The organism is Micromonospora sp. NPDC050795, from assembly GCF_044456785.1.
Lineage (GTDB): Bacteria > Actinomycetota > Actinomycetes > Mycobacteriales > Micromonosporaceae > Micromonospora.
In genome coordinates this window covers 118,747-134,395 of sequence record NZ_JBITGE010000002.1, presented here as the reverse complement: position 1 = coordinate 134,395, position 15,649 = coordinate 118,747, and the positions used below count along the sequence as shown (strand labels likewise).

Annotated in this window: 14 protein-coding genes; 9 read left to right on the top strand and 5 right to left on the bottom strand. The window is 72.5% G+C overall.

The genetic code is table 11. From position 1 onward, the window contains the following. Window positions 1–11: 11 nt before the first annotated feature. Window positions 12–788 carry an alpha/beta fold hydrolase gene (locus ACIBEF_RS02945; protein WP_355005610.1) on the top strand — a complete coding sequence of 259 codons (777 nt, stop codon included), beginning with the start codon at window positions 12–14 and terminating at the stop codon, window positions 786–788. Window positions 789–1,082: 294 nt separating this feature from the next. Continuing rightward, window positions 1,083–2,375: a multidrug effflux MFS transporter gene (locus tag ACIBEF_RS02940; protein ID WP_396790640.1), complete on the top strand. Its 1,293-nt coding sequence runs from the start codon at window positions 1,083–1,085 to the stop codon at window positions 2,373–2,375. A 47-nt stretch (window positions 2,376–2,422) separates the two neighbouring features. Here ACIBEF_RS02940 and ACIBEF_RS02935 read toward each other — a convergent pair whose 3' ends face one another. After that, window positions 2,423–3,094: a hypothetical protein gene (locus ACIBEF_RS02935; protein ID WP_396790638.1), complete on the bottom strand. Its 672-nt coding sequence runs from the start codon at window positions 3,092–3,094 to the stop codon at window positions 2,423–2,425. A 23-nt stretch (window positions 3,095–3,117) separates the two neighbouring features. On the opposite strand from ACIBEF_RS02935, the gene ACIBEF_RS02930 reads away from it, so the two are divergent. Continuing rightward, window positions 3,118–3,636 carry a hotdog domain-containing protein gene (locus ACIBEF_RS02930; protein ID WP_203125586.1) on the top strand — a complete coding sequence of 173 codons (519 nt, stop codon included), beginning with the start codon at window positions 3,118–3,120 and terminating at the stop codon, window positions 3,634–3,636. Window positions 3,637–3,779: 143 nt separating this feature from the next. Further along, on the top strand, window positions 3,780–5,789 hold the full coding sequence (locus tag ACIBEF_RS02925) for an acetoacetate--CoA ligase (RefSeq protein ID WP_396790636.1): 2,010 nt from the start codon (window positions 3,780–3,782) through the stop codon (window positions 5,787–5,789). Between the two features lie 437 nt (window positions 5,790–6,226). Here ACIBEF_RS02925 and ACIBEF_RS02920 read toward each other — a convergent pair whose 3' ends face one another. Further along, the gene (locus tag ACIBEF_RS02920) at window positions 6,227–6,916 is read right to left on the bottom strand and encodes a TIGR03089 family protein (protein WP_396790634.1); all 690 of its coding nucleotides are present in this window, start codon (window positions 6,914–6,916) and stop codon (window positions 6,227–6,229) included. Window positions 6,917–7,070: 154 nt separating this feature from the next. On the opposite strand from ACIBEF_RS02920, the gene ACIBEF_RS02915 reads away from it, so the two are divergent. Further along, entirely contained in the window at window positions 7,071–8,216 is a 1,146-nt protein-coding gene (locus ACIBEF_RS02915; RefSeq protein WP_357222870.1) for a glycosyltransferase family 1 protein, read from the top strand. Window positions 8,217–8,280: 64 nt separating this feature from the next. After that, window positions 8,281–9,372, top strand: coding sequence for a mannose-1-phosphate guanylyltransferase (locus ACIBEF_RS02910; protein WP_396790632.1), 1,092 nt, complete (start codon window positions 8,281–8,283; stop codon window positions 9,370–9,372). On the opposite strand, the gene ACIBEF_RS02905 is transcribed toward ACIBEF_RS02910, so the two are convergent. Beyond that, window positions 9,341–9,943, bottom strand: coding sequence for an NUDIX hydrolase (locus ACIBEF_RS02905; RefSeq protein ID WP_396790845.1), 603 nt, complete (start codon window positions 9,941–9,943; stop codon window positions 9,341–9,343). The genes ACIBEF_RS02910 and ACIBEF_RS02905 overlap by 32 nt on opposite strands. Before the next feature lie 54 nt (window positions 9,944–9,997). Between ACIBEF_RS02905 and ACIBEF_RS02900 the strand changes: the two genes are divergently transcribed. Both ACIBEF_RS02900 and ACIBEF_RS02895 read left to right on the top strand, forming a co-directional pair. Beyond that, window positions 9,998–11,044 carry a hypothetical protein gene (locus ACIBEF_RS02900; protein ID WP_396790630.1) on the top strand — a complete coding sequence of 349 codons (1,047 nt, stop codon included), beginning with the start codon at window positions 9,998–10,000 and terminating at the stop codon, window positions 11,042–11,044. Window positions 11,045–11,322: 278 nt separating this feature from the next. Further along, window positions 11,323–12,309: an ArsR/SmtB family transcription factor gene (locus ACIBEF_RS02895; protein ID WP_396790629.1), complete on the top strand. Its 987-nt coding sequence runs from the start codon at window positions 11,323–11,325 to the stop codon at window positions 12,307–12,309. A gap of 16 nt (window positions 12,310–12,325) precedes the next feature. Here ACIBEF_RS02895 and ACIBEF_RS02890 read toward each other — a convergent pair whose 3' ends face one another. Together ACIBEF_RS02890 and cofD are read right to left on the bottom strand one after the other, a co-directional pair. Further along, the gene (locus ACIBEF_RS02890; RefSeq protein WP_396790627.1) at window positions 12,326–13,411 is read right to left on the bottom strand and encodes a coenzyme F420-0:L-glutamate ligase; all 1,086 of its coding nucleotides are present in this window, start codon (window positions 13,409–13,411) and stop codon (window positions 12,326–12,328) included. After that, window positions 13,408–14,355, bottom strand: coding sequence for a 2-phospho-L-lactate transferase (gene cofD / locus ACIBEF_RS02885; RefSeq protein WP_396790625.1), 948 nt, complete (start codon window positions 14,353–14,355; stop codon window positions 13,408–13,410). The genes ACIBEF_RS02890 and cofD overlap by 4 nt, the downstream gene beginning before the upstream one ends. 97 nt (window positions 14,356–14,452) lie before the next feature. Between cofD and ACIBEF_RS02880 the strand changes: the two genes are divergently transcribed. Then, window positions 14,453–15,595, top strand: coding sequence for a hypothetical protein (locus ACIBEF_RS02880; protein WP_396790623.1), 1,143 nt, complete (start codon window positions 14,453–14,455; stop codon window positions 15,593–15,595). Window positions 15,596–15,649: the final 54 nt, after the last annotated feature.

The window sequence follows — 15,649 nt, the reverse complement described above, 5'->3', positions numbered from 1 at the left end:
AGAGCCGTCCCGTGAACCGCCTCACCACCCACGCGCCCGCCCGCGCCCAGGGCTGGCTGGCCGCCGGGCCGCGCCGCCGCGTCACCCCCGCCGTCCGACTGATCTGCCTGCCGTACGCCGGTGGTGGGTCCTCGGCGTACCACGGGTGGCAGGAGCTGCTCGGCGACGATGTCGAGGTCTGCCCGGTCGAGCTGCCCGGGCGGCAGTCCCGCTGGCGTGAGCCGGCGTACACCGGGGTGCGGCAGCTGGTGGAGGCCCTCGCCCCGGCGTTGGCCCCCGAGCTGGGGGTGCCCTACGCCCTGTTCGGGCACAGTATGGGGGCGTTGGTCTCCTTCGAGCTGGCCCGCGAACTGCGTCGCCGCGCGGTGCCGCCGCCCCGGGTCCTCTTCGCCGCCGGTGCCCTCGCACCGGGGCTGCGGCGTACCTCGCCGAACATCCACGACCAACCGGACGCGGTGGTCGTCGAACGGCTGCGTGAGCTGGGCGGCTTGGACGAGGAGATCCTTGCCGAACCCGAACTGCTCGACCTGCTCCTGCCCGCCATCCGCGCCGACTTCGCGGTCTGCGAGACCTACGAGTACCGGCCGGAGCCGCCGCTGAGCTGCCCGATCGTCGCCTTCGCGGGTGACCGGGACCGGGAGGTGCCGCCGGATCGGGTCGCGCCGTGGCGGGAGCACACGTCGGCCGGGTCCACCCTGCACGTGCTGCCGGGCGGGCACTTCTTTCCGATGACGGCCCGGGACGCCCTGCTGGGCACCGTCCGGGCCACCCTCGCGGCGGGGAGTTAGGGCCGGTCACCCGGCCCGCCCCGACCCGGCATGGTCCGGCAGGCGAGTCGCACGGCGGACGGGGTGGGGTGACTCCCCACACATCGGGAACGTCACACGCCGCCGGGGTGTTGCCGACCGAGAGAATCACCCTCGGATCATCGCGCCACCCGGCCACCCCGCCACGACCCCTGCCTCGTCACATTTTCGCTGCCCACCGCCGGCACCCCACACCGGGACGCCGCGTCCGCGCGGCGCCGGTGACGCCCGCGCCGCCGCTCGTGACGACGCACCAGCTTCCGCAGAGAGATCGAGATGATGAAGCAGTTGGTGGACAAGACCGGACACGAATCCGCCGTCGCGCACGAGGTGCTGCCCGGCGACCTGATGACCAATCGTCAGCGGGCGCAGCTCGTCCTGGTGCTGGGCGCCCTGATCGCGATCGGGCCGCTGACCATCGACATGTACCTGCCCGCGCTACCCGCCATCACGGCGGGCCTGCAGACCACCGAGACCGCTGTGCAGTTGACGCTGACCGGCACGCTTGTCGGTCTCGCGTTGGGCCAGTTGCTGATCGGGCCGCTCTCCGATGTGGTCGGGCGGCGGGTGCCGCTGCTGGCCGGTCTGGCCGCGCACATCGTGGCATCCGTGTTGTGCGTCTTCGCACCCAACATCGAGGTCCTCGGCGGGCTGCGCGTACTCCAGGGGCTCGGCGTCGCCGCCGCCACCGTGGTCGCGACGGCAGTGGTCCGCGACCTGTTCAGCGGTGCCTCCTTCGCCCGGATCTTCTCCCGGCTGATGCTCGTCATGGGCCTGGCGCCCATCCTCGCGCCGACGCTCGGCAGCGGCCTGCTGAGCTGGACCGACTGGAGGGGCGTCTTCGCGGCGCTGGCGGTGCTGGGCGCGCTGCTGATCGTCGTGGCCGCGTTCCGGCTCCCGGAGACCCTTCCGATGGCGCGTCGGCGGCACGGCGGGGTGAGCGCCACCCTCCGCGACTATCGGGGGCTGCTCAACGACCGGGCGTTCGTCGGCCTGGTGCTGGTCGCCGGGCTGGCGATGGCCGCCCTGTTCGCGTACGTCTCGGGTTCGTCGTTCGTGCTCCAGCAGGAGTACGGCCTCGACGAGCAGCAGTTCGGCATCGCCTTCGGGGCCGGCGCGGTGGGCCTGATCGGGGCCACCCAGTTCAACGTGCGGCTGCTGCGCCGCTACACCCCGCAGCAGATCCTGGTGAGCGCCCTGATCGCCGGAACGGCAGCCGGACTGCTGCTGGTCATGTTCGCGGCGACCGGCATCGGTGGCCTGGGCACCCTGCTCGCGTCACTGTGGCTGGTCCTGGCCGCCGCCGGTCTCGCCCTGCCGAACGCGCCGGCACTGGCCATGAGCCGGCACAGCGAGGCCGCCGGCACCGCCGCAGCGCTGCTCGGCGCGGTGCAGTTCGGCATCGGTGCGTTGTCGGCGCCACTGGCCGGTCTGTTCGGCACCGGGAGCGTACCGATGGCGATAGTCATCGCGGGCGGCATGGCCGCCGCGCTGATCGTCATGCTCCTCGTCGTGCCCCGCGCCGGCCTCGGCACAGTCGACCCGGACCTGGCGATCGCGCTGCACTAGCCCGCAAGAGACGGAGGGCGGGCCGGTAACCCGGCCCGCCCCGGCGATCAGCGGATCTCGGTGGTGTCCTCGGGGCGCGGTTGGCCACGCGGTGGGGCGGACCAGGGTGATTCGCCACCCACCCGGCGGGGCAGCGGCTCGGTCGGTGTCGAGTCGGCCGGGTAACCCAGAGTGAGGGGCGCGGTGTCACGCTCCGTGGGCGCGGGAGGCGTCCAGTCGGTCAACGCGAAGTCGTCGTCGCGGGGGCCTCGGTCCGACCCCGGGGCGGGTGCCGTGGCCGGTTCGGTCGCCGGGCTCGGCCACTGCCGCCAACGCTGTTGACTGAAGGTCGCCATCAGCAGCAGCAGGCCGAGCAGGAAGAGCGTGCCGTTCTCCACGGGCAGTCGCAGTGGCAGCGGATCGCCGAACACCTTCCACTCGTGGGGGATGGCGTCGCGCACCGAGAAGGGCGCCACGAACATCCCGATGTACGGGGTGACCAGCAGCGCACCGGCCACCAACGGGCCCAGTGGCGAGAAGCGCAGCGTGCCGAGCAGGCCCAGCAGGACACCGCCGACACCGAGGTACACGGCCGGCTCGATCAGGTTGGCGGTGTTGAACGTGCCGATCTCCACCCAGCGGTCGACCGTCCGGCTCGACCCGTCCTGCCCCAGTGTGACCAGCACCCAGGTGATGGGCGCCACCACCAGCCCGGCGAGGAAGCTCCAGAGATGTCGCATCCGCGCACCGTACCGTTTTCGACATGACTGAGCACCTCTCCGCCCCTCCAACCGGCAAGCCGACGTCGTACTCGCGCGTCACTCTCAGCAAGATCATGACCGCGGTGGACGTCAACCTGTACGGCACCGTGCACGGCGGGGTTCTGATGAAGTTCGTCGACGACGTGGCCGGGGCGGCTGCCGCCCGACACAGCGGAGGGACGGCGGTGACCGCGGCGATCGACGAGATCGTCTTCTCCGAGGCGGTCCGGGTCGGCGACCTGGTGCACGCGCACGCCCAGGTGAACTGGACCGGCCAGACCTCCATGGAGGTGGGCGTGCGGGTGGTCGCCGAACGGTGGGACTCGGCCGAGGACGCGCCGGTCCGGGTCGCCACCGCGTACCTGGTGTTCGTCGGCGTGGACGTGGGTGGGGCGCCGCGGGCGGTCCGTCCGGTGCTGCCCGAGACGGCGGAGGACGAGCGCCGGTACAAGGAGGCGGAGATCCGCCGAGCGCACCGGCTGGCCCGCCGCCGCGCCATCCAGGCCCACCGCGCCGGCTGACCCACATGAGGTGGCGGGTTGCAGTGTGGGACGGGCACGCGTCGGTCGGCCTACCCGGTGCGCAGAATGGCGCTTCGAGGTAGGGCAAGATGGCGCCACGGCCCAGTCACAGTGTCGTGTCGGGCCAGGGGGAGGGTGGAGCAGTGGGTGACATGCTGTGGACGCCGCCGGCGGACGTACGCGAGCGGTCCCGGATCGGTGCCTACCTGCGCTGGCTGCGGGAGCACCGCGGGTTGGACTTCGCCGACTACGACGCGCTGTGGCGCTGGTCCACCACCGACCTGGACGGGTTCTGGCGCTCGATCTGGGACCACTTCGAGGTGATCGCGCACACACCGCCGAGCGCCACCCTCGCCGAGCGGGGGATGCCCGGCGCCCGTTGGTTCCCCGACGCCACGCTCAACTACGCGGAGAACGTGCTGCGGATGCCGGGGCGGGCCGACGACGACCCCGTGGTGATCGCGCACGGGCAGACCCGCCCGCCGGTCACGCTTACCGCTGGCGAGTTGCGCGAGCAGGTCCGCCGGGTGTCGGCCGGGCTGCGCCGGCTCGGCGTCACCGCCGGTGACCGGGTGGCGGCGTACGCCCCGAACATCCCCGAGACGTACGTCCTGCTGCTGGCCACCGCCAGCCTGGGCGCGATCTTCTCGTCCTGCGCGCCCGAGTTCGGCACCCGTAGCGTCACCGACCGTTGGCAGCAGATCGAACCGACGGTGCTGGTCGCCGTGGACGGCTACCGGTACGGCGACAAGCCGGTGGACCGGCGTGGCGAGGTCGCCGCGATCCGGGCCGCCCTGCCGTCGCTGCGCCACACCGTCAGCATCGGCTATCTCGACCCGACGGGCCCCGCACCCGAGGGCGCGCTGGGCTGGGCCGAGCTGGCCGCACCCACCGACGAGCCGTTGACGTTCACGCCGGTGCCGTTCGACCACCCGCTCTACGTGCTGTACTCGTCGGGCACCACCGGGCTGCCGAAGCCGATCGTGCACGGCCACGGCGGCATCCTGCTGGAGCACCTGAAGATGCTCGCGCTGCACCACGATCTGGGCCCGGCCGACCGGTTCTTCTGGTTCACCACCACCGGCTGGATGATGTGGAACTTCCTGGTCTCCGGCCCGGCGGTGGGGGCGGCCATCGTGCTCTTCGACGGCAACCCGGGGGTGCGGGCGGAGCCCGGCCGACCGGCCGAGCCTGACCTGGGCGGGTTGTGGCGGTTGGCGGCGGAGACCGGGACGACGTACTTCGGCACCTCCGCGCCGTACCTGCTGGCCTGCCGTAAGGCCGGGTTGGTCCCCCGGGAGGTCGCCGACCTGTCGGCGCTGCGCGGCGTGGGTTCCACCGGTGCGCCGCTGCCCGCCGAGGGCTTCCGCTGGGTGTACGAGACCGTCGGCGACCACGTCCAACTCCAGTCGCTCTCCGGTGGCACCGACGTGTGCACCGGTTTCGTCGGCGGGGTGCCGCTGCTGCCGGTGTACGCCGGTGAGATCGCCTGCCGGGCGTTGGGCGCCAAGGTGGAGGCCCGTTCCGCCGACGGCACCCCGGTCATCGGCCAACTCGGCGAGCTGGTGATCACCGAACCGATGCCGAGCATGCCGGTCGGCTTCTGGAACGACCCGGACGGCACCCGTTACGCGGAGGCGTACTTCGACGTCTACCCGGGCGTCTGGCGACACGGTGACTGGATCACCATCAACGAGCGGGGTGGCTGCGTGATCACCGGCCGCTCCGACGCCACCCTCAACCGTGGTGGGGTGCGTCTCGGCACCGCCGAGTTCTACTCGGTCGTGGAAGGGCTCGACGAGGTCCTCGACTCGGTCGTCGTGCACCTTGAGGACGACGAGGGCGGCGCCGGTGAGCTGCTGCTCTTCGTGGTGCTGGCCGAGGGTCTGGAGCTGGACGACCCGATGCGCGCGAAGATCTGCCGTGAACTGCGCACGGCGCTCTCACCCCGGCACGTGCCCGACGAGATCCACCAGGTGCGTTCGGTGCCCCGCACCCTCTCGGCGAAGAAGCTGGAGGTACCGGTCAAGAAGATCCTCACCGGCACCCCGGTCGACCAGGCCGCCGCGAAGGGTGCCCTCGCCAACCCCGAGTCCCTGACCGCCTTCGCCGCCCTGGCCCAACGCCGTCCCCCGGCCGGAACGCCCGTCTGAGACCTGCCGCGCTGGGCTCGAACGGGTCCCTGCCCGCGGCCTGGTCTGCGTCCCTGGGTCTGCTGCCGTTGGGTCCGGGCCCCCGGTCCGCCGCGTCCCCTGGTTCACGTTCCCCGCGTCCGCGCCCGTCGCGGCGATCGGCCCGACCCCACCCCGCCCGCCCCGCCCCGCCCCGCGCGGGATTGTTTGCCCCTTTGCTCTGCACCCGCCGATGCGCCAGTAGGAGTCCCGCACTGGTTCCGTGGAGGCCGGTTTGGGCGGACGCGGCTGGCGCATCGGGGGCAGCAGAGCAAACGCATCGGGGCAGCAGAGCAAAGGGGAGGTCGGTGGGTGGCGGCTGGCGCATCGGCGGGTGCAGAGCAAAGGGAGACTCAGCACCTACTTGGCCCACTCGCGGGGTGCCCACGCCGGGCGTTCCGCAGGGCACGGCGACCGGACTACCGGAGGGAGTGGGTGACCTTCTCGGTGGTCAGCCTGTTGGCCAGGCGGGCGGGGTCCTGGTTGGCACAGAGGACCACTGTGGCGGCCCGGGTCAGCGGGGCCAGCAGCCAGTCGACCGGGTCGGGGTGCCGGGCGGCGTCGATGAGGACCCGGGCGCCGGGGAGGATGCCCAACTCGGTGGCGCGGGCCTCGGCGCGGCTCAGCAGGTGCGCGTCGGTGGGGCCAGGGCCGGACTGCGGCGTGAAGTGGTCACCGTGCCCGCGTACCTCGACGACGTAGTCGGCGAATCCGGGCGGCACCTGCCGAAGCGGGGCGGCGAGCGGGGCCAACCCGAGGGCGTACCGCTCGTCGGCGGACCAGGACTGCGCCTCGTCGAACCGGTCGGCGGAAGCGAAGAGCACCCCCACCTCGCCCGGCGTGTCGACGACGCTCAGCTTGGCCGACCAGCAGGCCAGCAGCACCGCCGCGGTCTGCCAGTGTGGCGGCAGCACCACGCCGGCCGGGGTGCCCGGCGCGAGGCCGACCTCGTCGACGAGGAGGTTGGCGGTCTTCGCCACCCAGTTCGCCAACGTGACGCCGGAGAGTTCGGTGCGGTCGCCGGTGGCGTCGTCGTACCAGGTGAGCAGCGGTCGGGTCGGGTCGGACGCGATCGCGTCAGCGAACACCCGGGCAATGTTGTCGGCCATCGGCGCGAACGATACGCCCCTGCGGGCCGTACTCGATGACGATGACAAGTCGGCGTACCGTCGGGTCGCAGTCAGCGTCGGCCCCGCGCCCCGGCGTAGGCTTTACCCCCGGAGTGTTGTTCCCCACAGTCTCGCCAGTACAAGGAGTCGCCCCGTGACCGCCGGTCGCCCGCCCCGCGTGCTCATCGACGCCACGAGTGTCCCCACCGACCGTGGTGGTGTCGGTCGATACGTCGACGGTCTGCTCGGTGCCCTCGGCAAGGTGTGCGGGTCGGGGGTGGAGCTGGCGGTGGTCAGTCTCCGCACCGATCTTGAGCGGTACACCCGCATGCTGCCCGGCGCGGAGATCATCCCGGCTCCGGCCGCCGTGGCGCACCGCCCGGCCCGGCTCGCCTGGGAGCAGACCGGCCTGCCGCTGCTCGCCCAGCAGGTCGGCGCAGAGGTGCTGCACTCGCCCTTCTACACCTGCCCGCTGCGGGCCGGATGTCCGGTCACGGTCACCGTGCACGATGCGACGTTCTTCACCGAGCCGGAGCATTACGACAAGTCGCGCCGCACGTTCTTCCGCAGCGCCATCAAGACCTCGTTGCGCCGCGCTAACCGGGTGATCGTGCCCAGCAAGGCCACCCGCGACGAGCTGATCCGGTTGCTCGACGCCGACCCGACGCGGATCGACGTGGCCTACCACGGCGTCGACCAGGCTGCCTTCCACGCTCCCACCGAGGAGGAGAAGGCTCGGGTGCGAGCGCGTCTGGGGCTGGGCAACAGCAGCTACGTCGCCTTCCTCGGTGCCAAGGAGCCGCGGAAGAACGTGCCCAACCTGATCCGTGGGTGGGCGCGGGCGGTGGCTGACCGGGTCGACCCGCCGGCCCTGGTGATCGCCGGTGGGCAGGGGCACGACGAGGACATCGACCGGGCGGTGGCCGAGGTGCCGTCGCACCTGCGTCTGCTGCGCCCCGGCTACCTTCGCTACGGCGACCTGCCAGGTTTCCTCGGCGGTGCCCTGGTCGCCGCGTACCCGTCCTACGGCGAGGGGTTCGGGCTGCCGATCCTGGAGGCGATGGCGTGCGCCGCCCCGGTGCTGACCACGCCCCGGCTCTCGCTGCCCGAGGTGGGCGGCGACGCGGTCGCGTACACCTCGGAGGACCCGGAGCAGATCGGCATCGACCTGGCCGCCCTGCTCGACGACGAGCAGCGACGGTTGTCGCTGGCGAAGGCGGGGTTCGACCGGGCCAAGGAGTTCACCTGGGAGTCCAGCGCCGAGGTGCACATCTCCGCGTGGAGTCGCGCCCGCTCCTGACCCTCCGCCACCACTGCGGGTGACCCGTGCCACTTTGGGCAGGTACGTCGGGCATGATGTGCGGATGCTTTATGCGGTCATTCCGGCAGGTGGCAGTGGCACGAGGTTGTGGCCGCTGTCCCGCGCCGGCCATCCCAAGTTCCTCCACCCGCTGACCGGCACCAGCGCCTCGTTGCTCCAGGCGACGGTCGAACGGCTCGCACCGCTGACCACACCGGATCGGATCCTCGTGGTCACCGGTGCCGCGCACGTCACGGCGGTGGCACGGCAGCTGGCCGTGCTGCCGGAGGAGAACATCCTGGTCGAGCCCTCCCCCCGGGATTCCTGCGCGGCGATCGCGTTGGCCGCCGCAGTCATCGCGACACGTGACCCGAACGCGGTGATGGGCAGCTTCGCGGCCGACCACCTGATCCGCGACCCGGACAGCTGGGTCTGCACCGTCCAGGAGGCGGTCCACGGGGCCCAGCAGGGCATGCTGATGACCGTCGGGATCACTCCGACCCGTGCGGAGACCGGCTACGGCTACCTGGAGACCGGCGATCCGACCGAGGGTGTGCCGTGGCGGCCGGTGACCGAGTTCAAGGAGAAGCCGGCCGCCGAGGTGGCCGAGGCGTACGTCCGTTCGGGCCGGCACCTGTGGAACGCGAGCATGTTCGTGTGGCGGGTGGACGTCTTCCTCGCCGAGCTGGCCCGCCAGCAGCCGGCGCTGCACGCCGGCGTCGCCGCGATCGCCGCCGCCTGGGGCACCCCGGAGCAGGACGACGTCCTGGGCGCGATCTGGCCGACCCTGCCGAAGATTTCCGTCGACTACGCGGTGATGGAGGGTGCGGCCACGGCGGGTCGGGTCGCGACGGTGCCGGGCGACTTCGGTTGGAACGACGTCGGTGACTTCCACACCCTCGGCGACGTGCTGTCGGCCGACGACGCGGGCAACGTGGTGCTCGGCTCGGAGGCCAAGCCGGGCGTGCTGCTGCGGGACAGCAGCAACCTCGTGGTCGTCCCGCAGTCGGGTCGGTTGGTGGCCGTGCTCGGTCTGCGCGACCTGATCGTGGTGGACACCCCGGACGCGGTGCTGGTCTGCCCGCGCGACCGGGCGCAGGACGTCAAGAGCCTCGTCGACGAGCTCAAGGGGCGAGGCGAGGAGGGCTACGTCTGAGGGCGGCGAGGGCCGGCGCGACCAGTTGTGCGGTCCCGCCGGCCAGTGGCTCGGGCAGCTGGTCCGGTGGGAACCAGCCCAGCTCCTCGGCCTCGTCGCTGACCTGCTCCACGGCCGCGGGCGGGGCGATCACCGCGAACCGGACGTCGTAGTGCGCCGAGCCGCCCTGACACTGCACCTGGTGCACGTCCACGTCGATCGGCACCGGGTCGATGCGCAGGCCGGCGATCCCGGATTCCTCGGTGGCCTCGCGGAGCGCCGCGCCGACCAGGGTCTGGTCGGTCGGCTCGCAGTGCCCGCCGAGCTGCACCCAACGCCCGAACTTGCCGTGCAGGCAGAGCAGCACCCGGGAGCCGGTGGCGTCCAGCACCAACGCGCTGGCGGTGACGTGGCCGGGGATGTGCTGCCGACTCATCGCGATCGGGCCGGCGGCGAGCAGCGCCAGGGTCCGGTCCCGCGCGCTGGCCGCGTCCGGGCTGGTGGGCTGCCAGCCCTCCAGCAACGCGGTGGCGTCGGCGTGCAGCGCCTGGTACGTCTCGGGGTCGGTCGGCTGGGCGGTCGGGCCGGTCATCACGATGTCGGGCACCCCGCCACTGTACGAGCGTGTGCTCCGTACGCTGGCTCGGTGACCCTGCGACTCGTCGAATTCGTGGTGGCCGGTAACGAGGCCAGCGATCTGTTGCCGGTGCGGTCGGCGGCGCTGCTGCGCGCGTACGGTGCCCGGCGGGGCTTCTGGACGGTGCTGGACGAGGGGCCGGTGGAGCGCTGCCTCGCGCTGCTGCTGGAGCGCGACGACGGGGAGTGGACGGCCCTGCACGTGCCGGCGGATGCCGGTGTCGAGAACGGGCGGACCGAGGACGGTGAGGCGCTCGCCCACCACGACGGCTGGGTGTACGTGTTCGGCTCCCACTTCGGCTCGAAGGCTGGCCCGCTGCGCCCTCGGCGCGCCTTCGTGGCCCGCTTCCGCGAGGACGACGCGGCGACCGGGCCGCTGCCGGTGCACGTGGTACTTAACTCGTTTCGCCTGCACCGGGCGGTGAACGACGCTCTCGCCGCGGCGCCGCTGACCCTCCTGCCGGCGGGGGAGCGGGTGCGGGAGCGGTTCATCGTGGAGACGCTGGCTCGGGGGACCGTCCGGGAGAAGAGCTGGGTGAGCCGGTTGGCCCCGGACGACCTGCCGTTGAACGTGGAGGCCGCGGCGTTCACCCCGGCCGGGACGGTGCTGCTCGGGCTGCGTTTTCCGGTCACCGACGCCGGTGAGCCGATCCTGGTCGAGGTGGCCGGTGTGCCGGGCATGTTCACGGCCGAGCGGACCTGGCCGCGGGCGTTGGGCGCGTACGTGTTGACCGGAGTCACCGCGCCGGGGCAGCTGACCGGCTTCCGCGCGATCACCCCGACGGCGGACGGCGGGTACGCGGCCGTGATCGGCTCGATCGACGCGCTGGGCAAGGGGTCCGTCCTGCTCGACGACCATCCGGGTGGGGGAGAGGTCACCTCCCGGCACGTCCGCTTCCGACTCACCGGTGGCGAGGCCGGCGACGGGCGGCGGATCGTCGGAGAGCAGGTGGCGGACCTGGCCCCGTTTCACCACGTCGAGGGCGTGGCGGAGCTGGACGGACGGTCGTTCTACGTCACGGACGAGGACCATCGGGTCGCGCTCTGGGTCGGCTGAGCCGGCGCCGGGGGCGGATGACCGGACGGCACCTCTGCGGAGCAAGGGCCGCAGACCCTCGTGGTGCCGTCCGATCACCGGGGCCTCCCCGGTCCCGGTGCCCCCGGCAGCACGGCGTCAAGGACGCGCGGCGCCGTGTTCGGGCATGGGAAGCATGCCCAACCGGCCCTGGGGGCGTCGAGGTTTTTCAGTCCAGGCTTAAAGATGGAGATTACTGCCGGCCAGGTAGAGTCGAACGGTCATCCGGCATCCCCCTGTCGGCGACACAGGAGCGCTCCATGCTGAAGATCCACTTTTCTGGGGAGGACATCCTCCGGACCCGGGTGGCGCCGGCGGCGGACCCGGTCTGGGAACTGGTCCTCAGCCTGCACGTGCTGCGCGGCCGCACCCGCGATCCGCTGACCGCCAACTGGCGGCGCAGCGTGGCCCGGGATCTACGCCAGGACTCCGCCTCCGAGCAACTCCGCCTGCTCTTTGCGTTGAACCCGCCGCGTGGCTACTTCCCCGACTTCCTCACCCCGTACGCCAGCGTCGAGGGCTTCGAGGCCGGGCTGGACGCGCTCCGCCGCACCCCCGCCGAGTTGCTGCACCGGGACCTGAGCGTGCTGGCCGCCGAGAATCAGCTGCCCTCCTCCGCGGCCGCGCTCGCTCGCGGTGAGGTGTCGGCGCTGCACCACCTGGCCGAGTCGATGGAGCAGTACCGCTCGCTGGCGATCAGCCCGTACTGGGGTCGGATCCAGGCCGCGGTTGCGGCGGACCGCACGCGGCGGGCACGGGCCCTGCTCGACGGCGGCGTCGAGGGCCTGCTCGCCAGCCTCCGGCCGACGATGCGCTGGGACAGCGGGGTGCTGGAGGTCCACAGCTACCCGCACAGCAGGGACCTGCACCTGGACGGCCGGGGGCTGCTTCTGGTGCCGTCGTTCTTCTGCGCCGCCACCCCTGTCGCACTGCTCGACCCGGCGCTGCCACCGGTGCTGGTCTACCCGGTGGACCGGCTGGGCGCGCTGGTCCCCGCCGACGCCGCGTCCGGTGCTGCCCGCGAATCACTCGCCGCGCTGCTGGGACGCACCCGGGCGGCGGTGCTGCAGGCCAGCGACGAGGGCTGCACCACCGGGGAGGTCGCCCGTCAGCTCAACATCTCACCGGCGGCGGCGAGCCAGCACGCCACGGTCCTGCGCAACGCTGGTCTGCTGGTCAGCCACCGCGAACGCAACAGCGTGCTGCACACGTTGACCCCGCTGGGCCGGGCCATGCTGGACGCGTGACCCGGCCGTTCGCGTTCTATAGGGCGAGCGCGGCGCTCGCCGGGCTACCGGGCGGCGGCGGCAACAGTGTCGACCCGACACCCTGGGCGGCCAGGGCGACGCGCAGCCGGTGCAGGTCGGCGCCGAAACGGACCAGACCGAACGGCTCGACGGGCGTCGGGGCCGAACCGAGCACCAGGTCGGCGCCGTCCGGCCACCCGGGCATCTCGGCGACCAGGCCGGCGCGTACCTCGGCCTCGTCGACCAGTGTGAACACCGTGCCGGGGGCGACCACCTCGGCGACCGCGTCGATCGCCCGTCGCACCGCGGTCAGGTCCGCCGGTGTCGGACCCGGACCGTCGGTCAGGGTGGCGGCGTCGGAGAGCCCGGCGGCGCGGGCTTCGGCGGTACCGAGCGAGAACAGGTCCTGCGCCGCGTCGCGGATCAGCGCCCGCGCGCCACCGGCGTCGTCCGAGTTGCTGGCCGGCAGATAGCCCCGCACCACAGCGACGGGGACCTGATCGCACTTGCCCTTGATCAGTTCACCGGCACCCGCCAGCTCGTCCACCACGGCCATCTGGGTCAACTGCAACTCGTTGCCGTACGGGTCGACCTCGCCCCGGTGGTCCCGGATCGCCGCCATACCGGCCACCCCGAGCGCCACGTCGGTGAGCCCGTTGCGCCAGGGCCGGCCCATCGTGTCGCTGACGATCACGGCCAGGTCCAGGTCGTAGCGCTCCCGAAGCGCGTCCCGAAGAGCCCGCGCCGAGGCGTCCGGGTCGACCGGCAGCAGCACCAGTTGGGTCTTGTCCACGTTCGACGCGTCGATCCCGGCCGAGGCCATGACGAAACCGTGGTGGGTCTGCACGATCCGGGTCGCCCCCCGACTGGCCACCACCCGGGCGGTCTCACCGGCCAGGACCTCGTCCCGGGCGGCCAGCCGTTCCGGCCCGTCCGCCGGCACGTCGACGACCCGCCCCTCCGCCTTGGAAACGATCTTGCTGGTCACCACCAGTACGTCGCCGTTGCGCAGCCACGGCGCGGCAGTCGCGATCACCGCAGCCAGATCGTCACCCTCGGTCACGTGACCGATGCCGAGCACCGGCAGAATCTCCAGCCTCACGTCAACTCCACCGCGCCGCGGACCATGGCCGCCGTCGCCGCCTCGTCGGTCATCCGCAGCGGCACCGCGCGGACCGTCACCTCGGGCAGCACAGTGCCCGCGTCCTCCTCGGCCACCAGCCAACCGTCGAGCAGACCGCCGCTCGCCCGGCCACCGTAGAGCCGACCCACCCCCGCCGCGCTGCACTCCACATCGAGCACGGCCAGGCAACGGTCGGCCATCCCCCGCACCGGCGCGCCCCCGATGATCGGGGAGACACCCACCACCGGCGCCGGGCCGTCCGCCACGGCCGCACGCAGCCCCGGTACGGCCAGCACCGGCGCGACGCTCACCACCGGGTTGCTCGGCGCGATCAGCACCAGATCGGCCGAGGCGATCGCGTCCAGCACCCCCGGTGCCGGCTTCGCCGTCTCCGCGCCCACGAACACGAAACGGTGCGTGAGGATGTCGGCGCGGTACCGCACCCACCACTCCTGAAAGTGGATCGCCCGCTGACCCTGGTCGTCCTCCACCACGGCATGGGTCTCCAGGCGGTCGTCCGTCGCCGGCAACAGGCGTACGCCCGGCTCCCAGCGGCTGGCCAGCGCCTCGGTGACCGCGCTCAACGGATAACCGCCGTTGAGCATGATGCTGCGGACCAGGTGGGTGGCGATGTCCTTGTCGCCGAGGCCGAACCAGGTCGGCTCCGCCCCGTACGCGGCCAACTCCTGTTTGACCGTCCAGCTCTCGCCGACCCGACCCCAGCCCCGTTCCGGGTCGGCGCCCCCGCCGAGGGTGTACATGACGCTGTCCAGGTCGGGGCAGATCTTCAGCCCGTGTAACCACAGGTCGTCGCCGACGTTGACAACGGCGGTCACCTCGGCGCCGACGTCACGGGCGTACGCCCGGACGCCGAGCAGGAACCGGGCGCCGCCGATGCCGCCGGCCAGAACCACGATGCGCATGTCGACCATCCTCGCGCACGTGACGCCTCCGATCCGTCGGTGGCCCGGGAGACTAGAGTCACGGTCACCTGTCCGTTGATGCCCCGAGGGGGAGCTCGTGACCAGCCCCGCCGAGCCCGCGTCCGCCGACGCGACGCAGGCCCGCCAGCTGACCAAGCCGCTACGGGAGCTCGCCGCGCTCGCGCTGCTCGGCGCCAATGCCGTGTTCCTCTTCGTGGGCCTGCTCCGGCTCATCGCCCCGAACGACTACAGCTCCTTCACCGACCGCGCGGGTAGCGCCTTCTACGCGTTCGTCGGGGTGGAGGCGGTGGGCCTCCCGCTGCTGGCGGTGCTGCTGGCCACGCACATCTCGCCGGTGTTGGCGAAGGCGAAGCTGATCACGCAGGCAGCTCTCGTCGAGTACGCGGTCAGCGCACTGTTCGGCACGCTGACCATGCTGATCTGGACGGTGGGCCGGCTGGCCGAGGCCGAGGTGCTCGACGCGCTGCTCGGTGTGCTCACCCGGTTCGCCTGGATGGTGATCTTCGCGATCGCCGCCTGGGTGGTCTACACCATCTGGCGTGCCCACTACTACGTGCCGCGAGCCAAGCCGCAGCCAGGCGTCTACGGCCAGCCCCAGCCGGGCTGGCCGCAGCAGCAGGGCGGTTGGCCGGCCCCGGGTCAGCCCGGCGGCCAGCCGCAGGGTGGCTGGCCCGCTCCCGGCCAGCCCGGCGGCGGCTACCCGCAGGCTGGTCAGCCTGGTGGTGGCTACCCGCAAGCTGGTTACCCGCAGGCCGGCCAGTACGGCCAGCAGTCGCCACCGTTCCAGGCCCCGCAGTCGGCCCCACCCTTCCCGCAGTCGGCCCCACCCTTCTCGCAGTCGGCCCCACCCTTCCCGCAGTCCGCGCCCCCGCACCCGCAGTCGGCCCCACCGCACCCGCACTCGGCCCCGCCGCACCCGCAGTCCGCGCCACCGCACCCACAGTCGGCCCCGCCGTTCCAGGCGCCGCAGTCCGCGCCCCAGGCGAACCCCGCTGCCCAGCCAGCGCCGCCGTCCCCGGCCGCGCCGCCGTTCGGGCAGCCGCCGTCGGCCGACCCGACTCAGGCGATCCCGCGCCAGTCCGCCGACCCCACCGAGGTCATCTCCCACCCCACCGAGGTCATCTCCCACCCCACCGAGGTCATCTCCCACCCCACCGACCCGGACAACAACCGCACCCAACACATCAAGCCCAACGACCATCCCGACCAGCCCCGCTGACCCGAAGACCGCGCCGATCTTGCACTTTCGGTAGTCGAAACGAGCGAGATGTCC

Excerpts from the sequence above, each read along its gene's own strand:
- ACIBEF_RS02935 (WP_396790638.1), bottom strand. The coding sequence starts at position 3,094 with ATGCGACATCTCTGGAGCTTCCTCGCCGGGCTGGTGGTGGCGCCCATC.
- ACIBEF_RS02930 (WP_203125586.1), top strand. The coding sequence starts at position 3,118 with ATGACTGAGCACCTCTCCGCCCCTCCAACCGGCAAGCCGACGTCGTAC.
- ACIBEF_RS02920 (WP_396790634.1), bottom strand. The coding sequence starts at position 6,916 with ATGGCCGACAACATTGCCCGGGTGTTCGCTGACGCGATCGCGTCCGAC.
- ACIBEF_RS02910 (WP_396790632.1), top strand. The coding sequence starts at position 8,281 with ATGCTTTATGCGGTCATTCCGGCAGGTGGCAGTGGCACGAGGTTGTGG.
- ACIBEF_RS02905 (WP_396790845.1), bottom strand. The coding sequence starts at position 9,943 with ATGACCGGCCCGACCGCCCAGCCGACCGACCCCGAGACGTACCAGGCG.
- ACIBEF_RS02895 (WP_396790629.1), top strand. The coding sequence starts at position 11,323 with ATGCTGAAGATCCACTTTTCTGGGGAGGACATCCTCCGGACCCGGGTG.
- cofD (WP_396790625.1), bottom strand. The coding sequence starts at position 14,355 with ATGCGCATCGTGGTTCTGGCCGGCGGCATCGGCGGCGCCCGGTTCCTG.
- ACIBEF_RS02940 (WP_396790640.1), top strand. The coding sequence starts at position 1,083 with ATGATGAAGCAGTTGGTGGACAAGACCGGACACGAATCCGCCGTCGCG.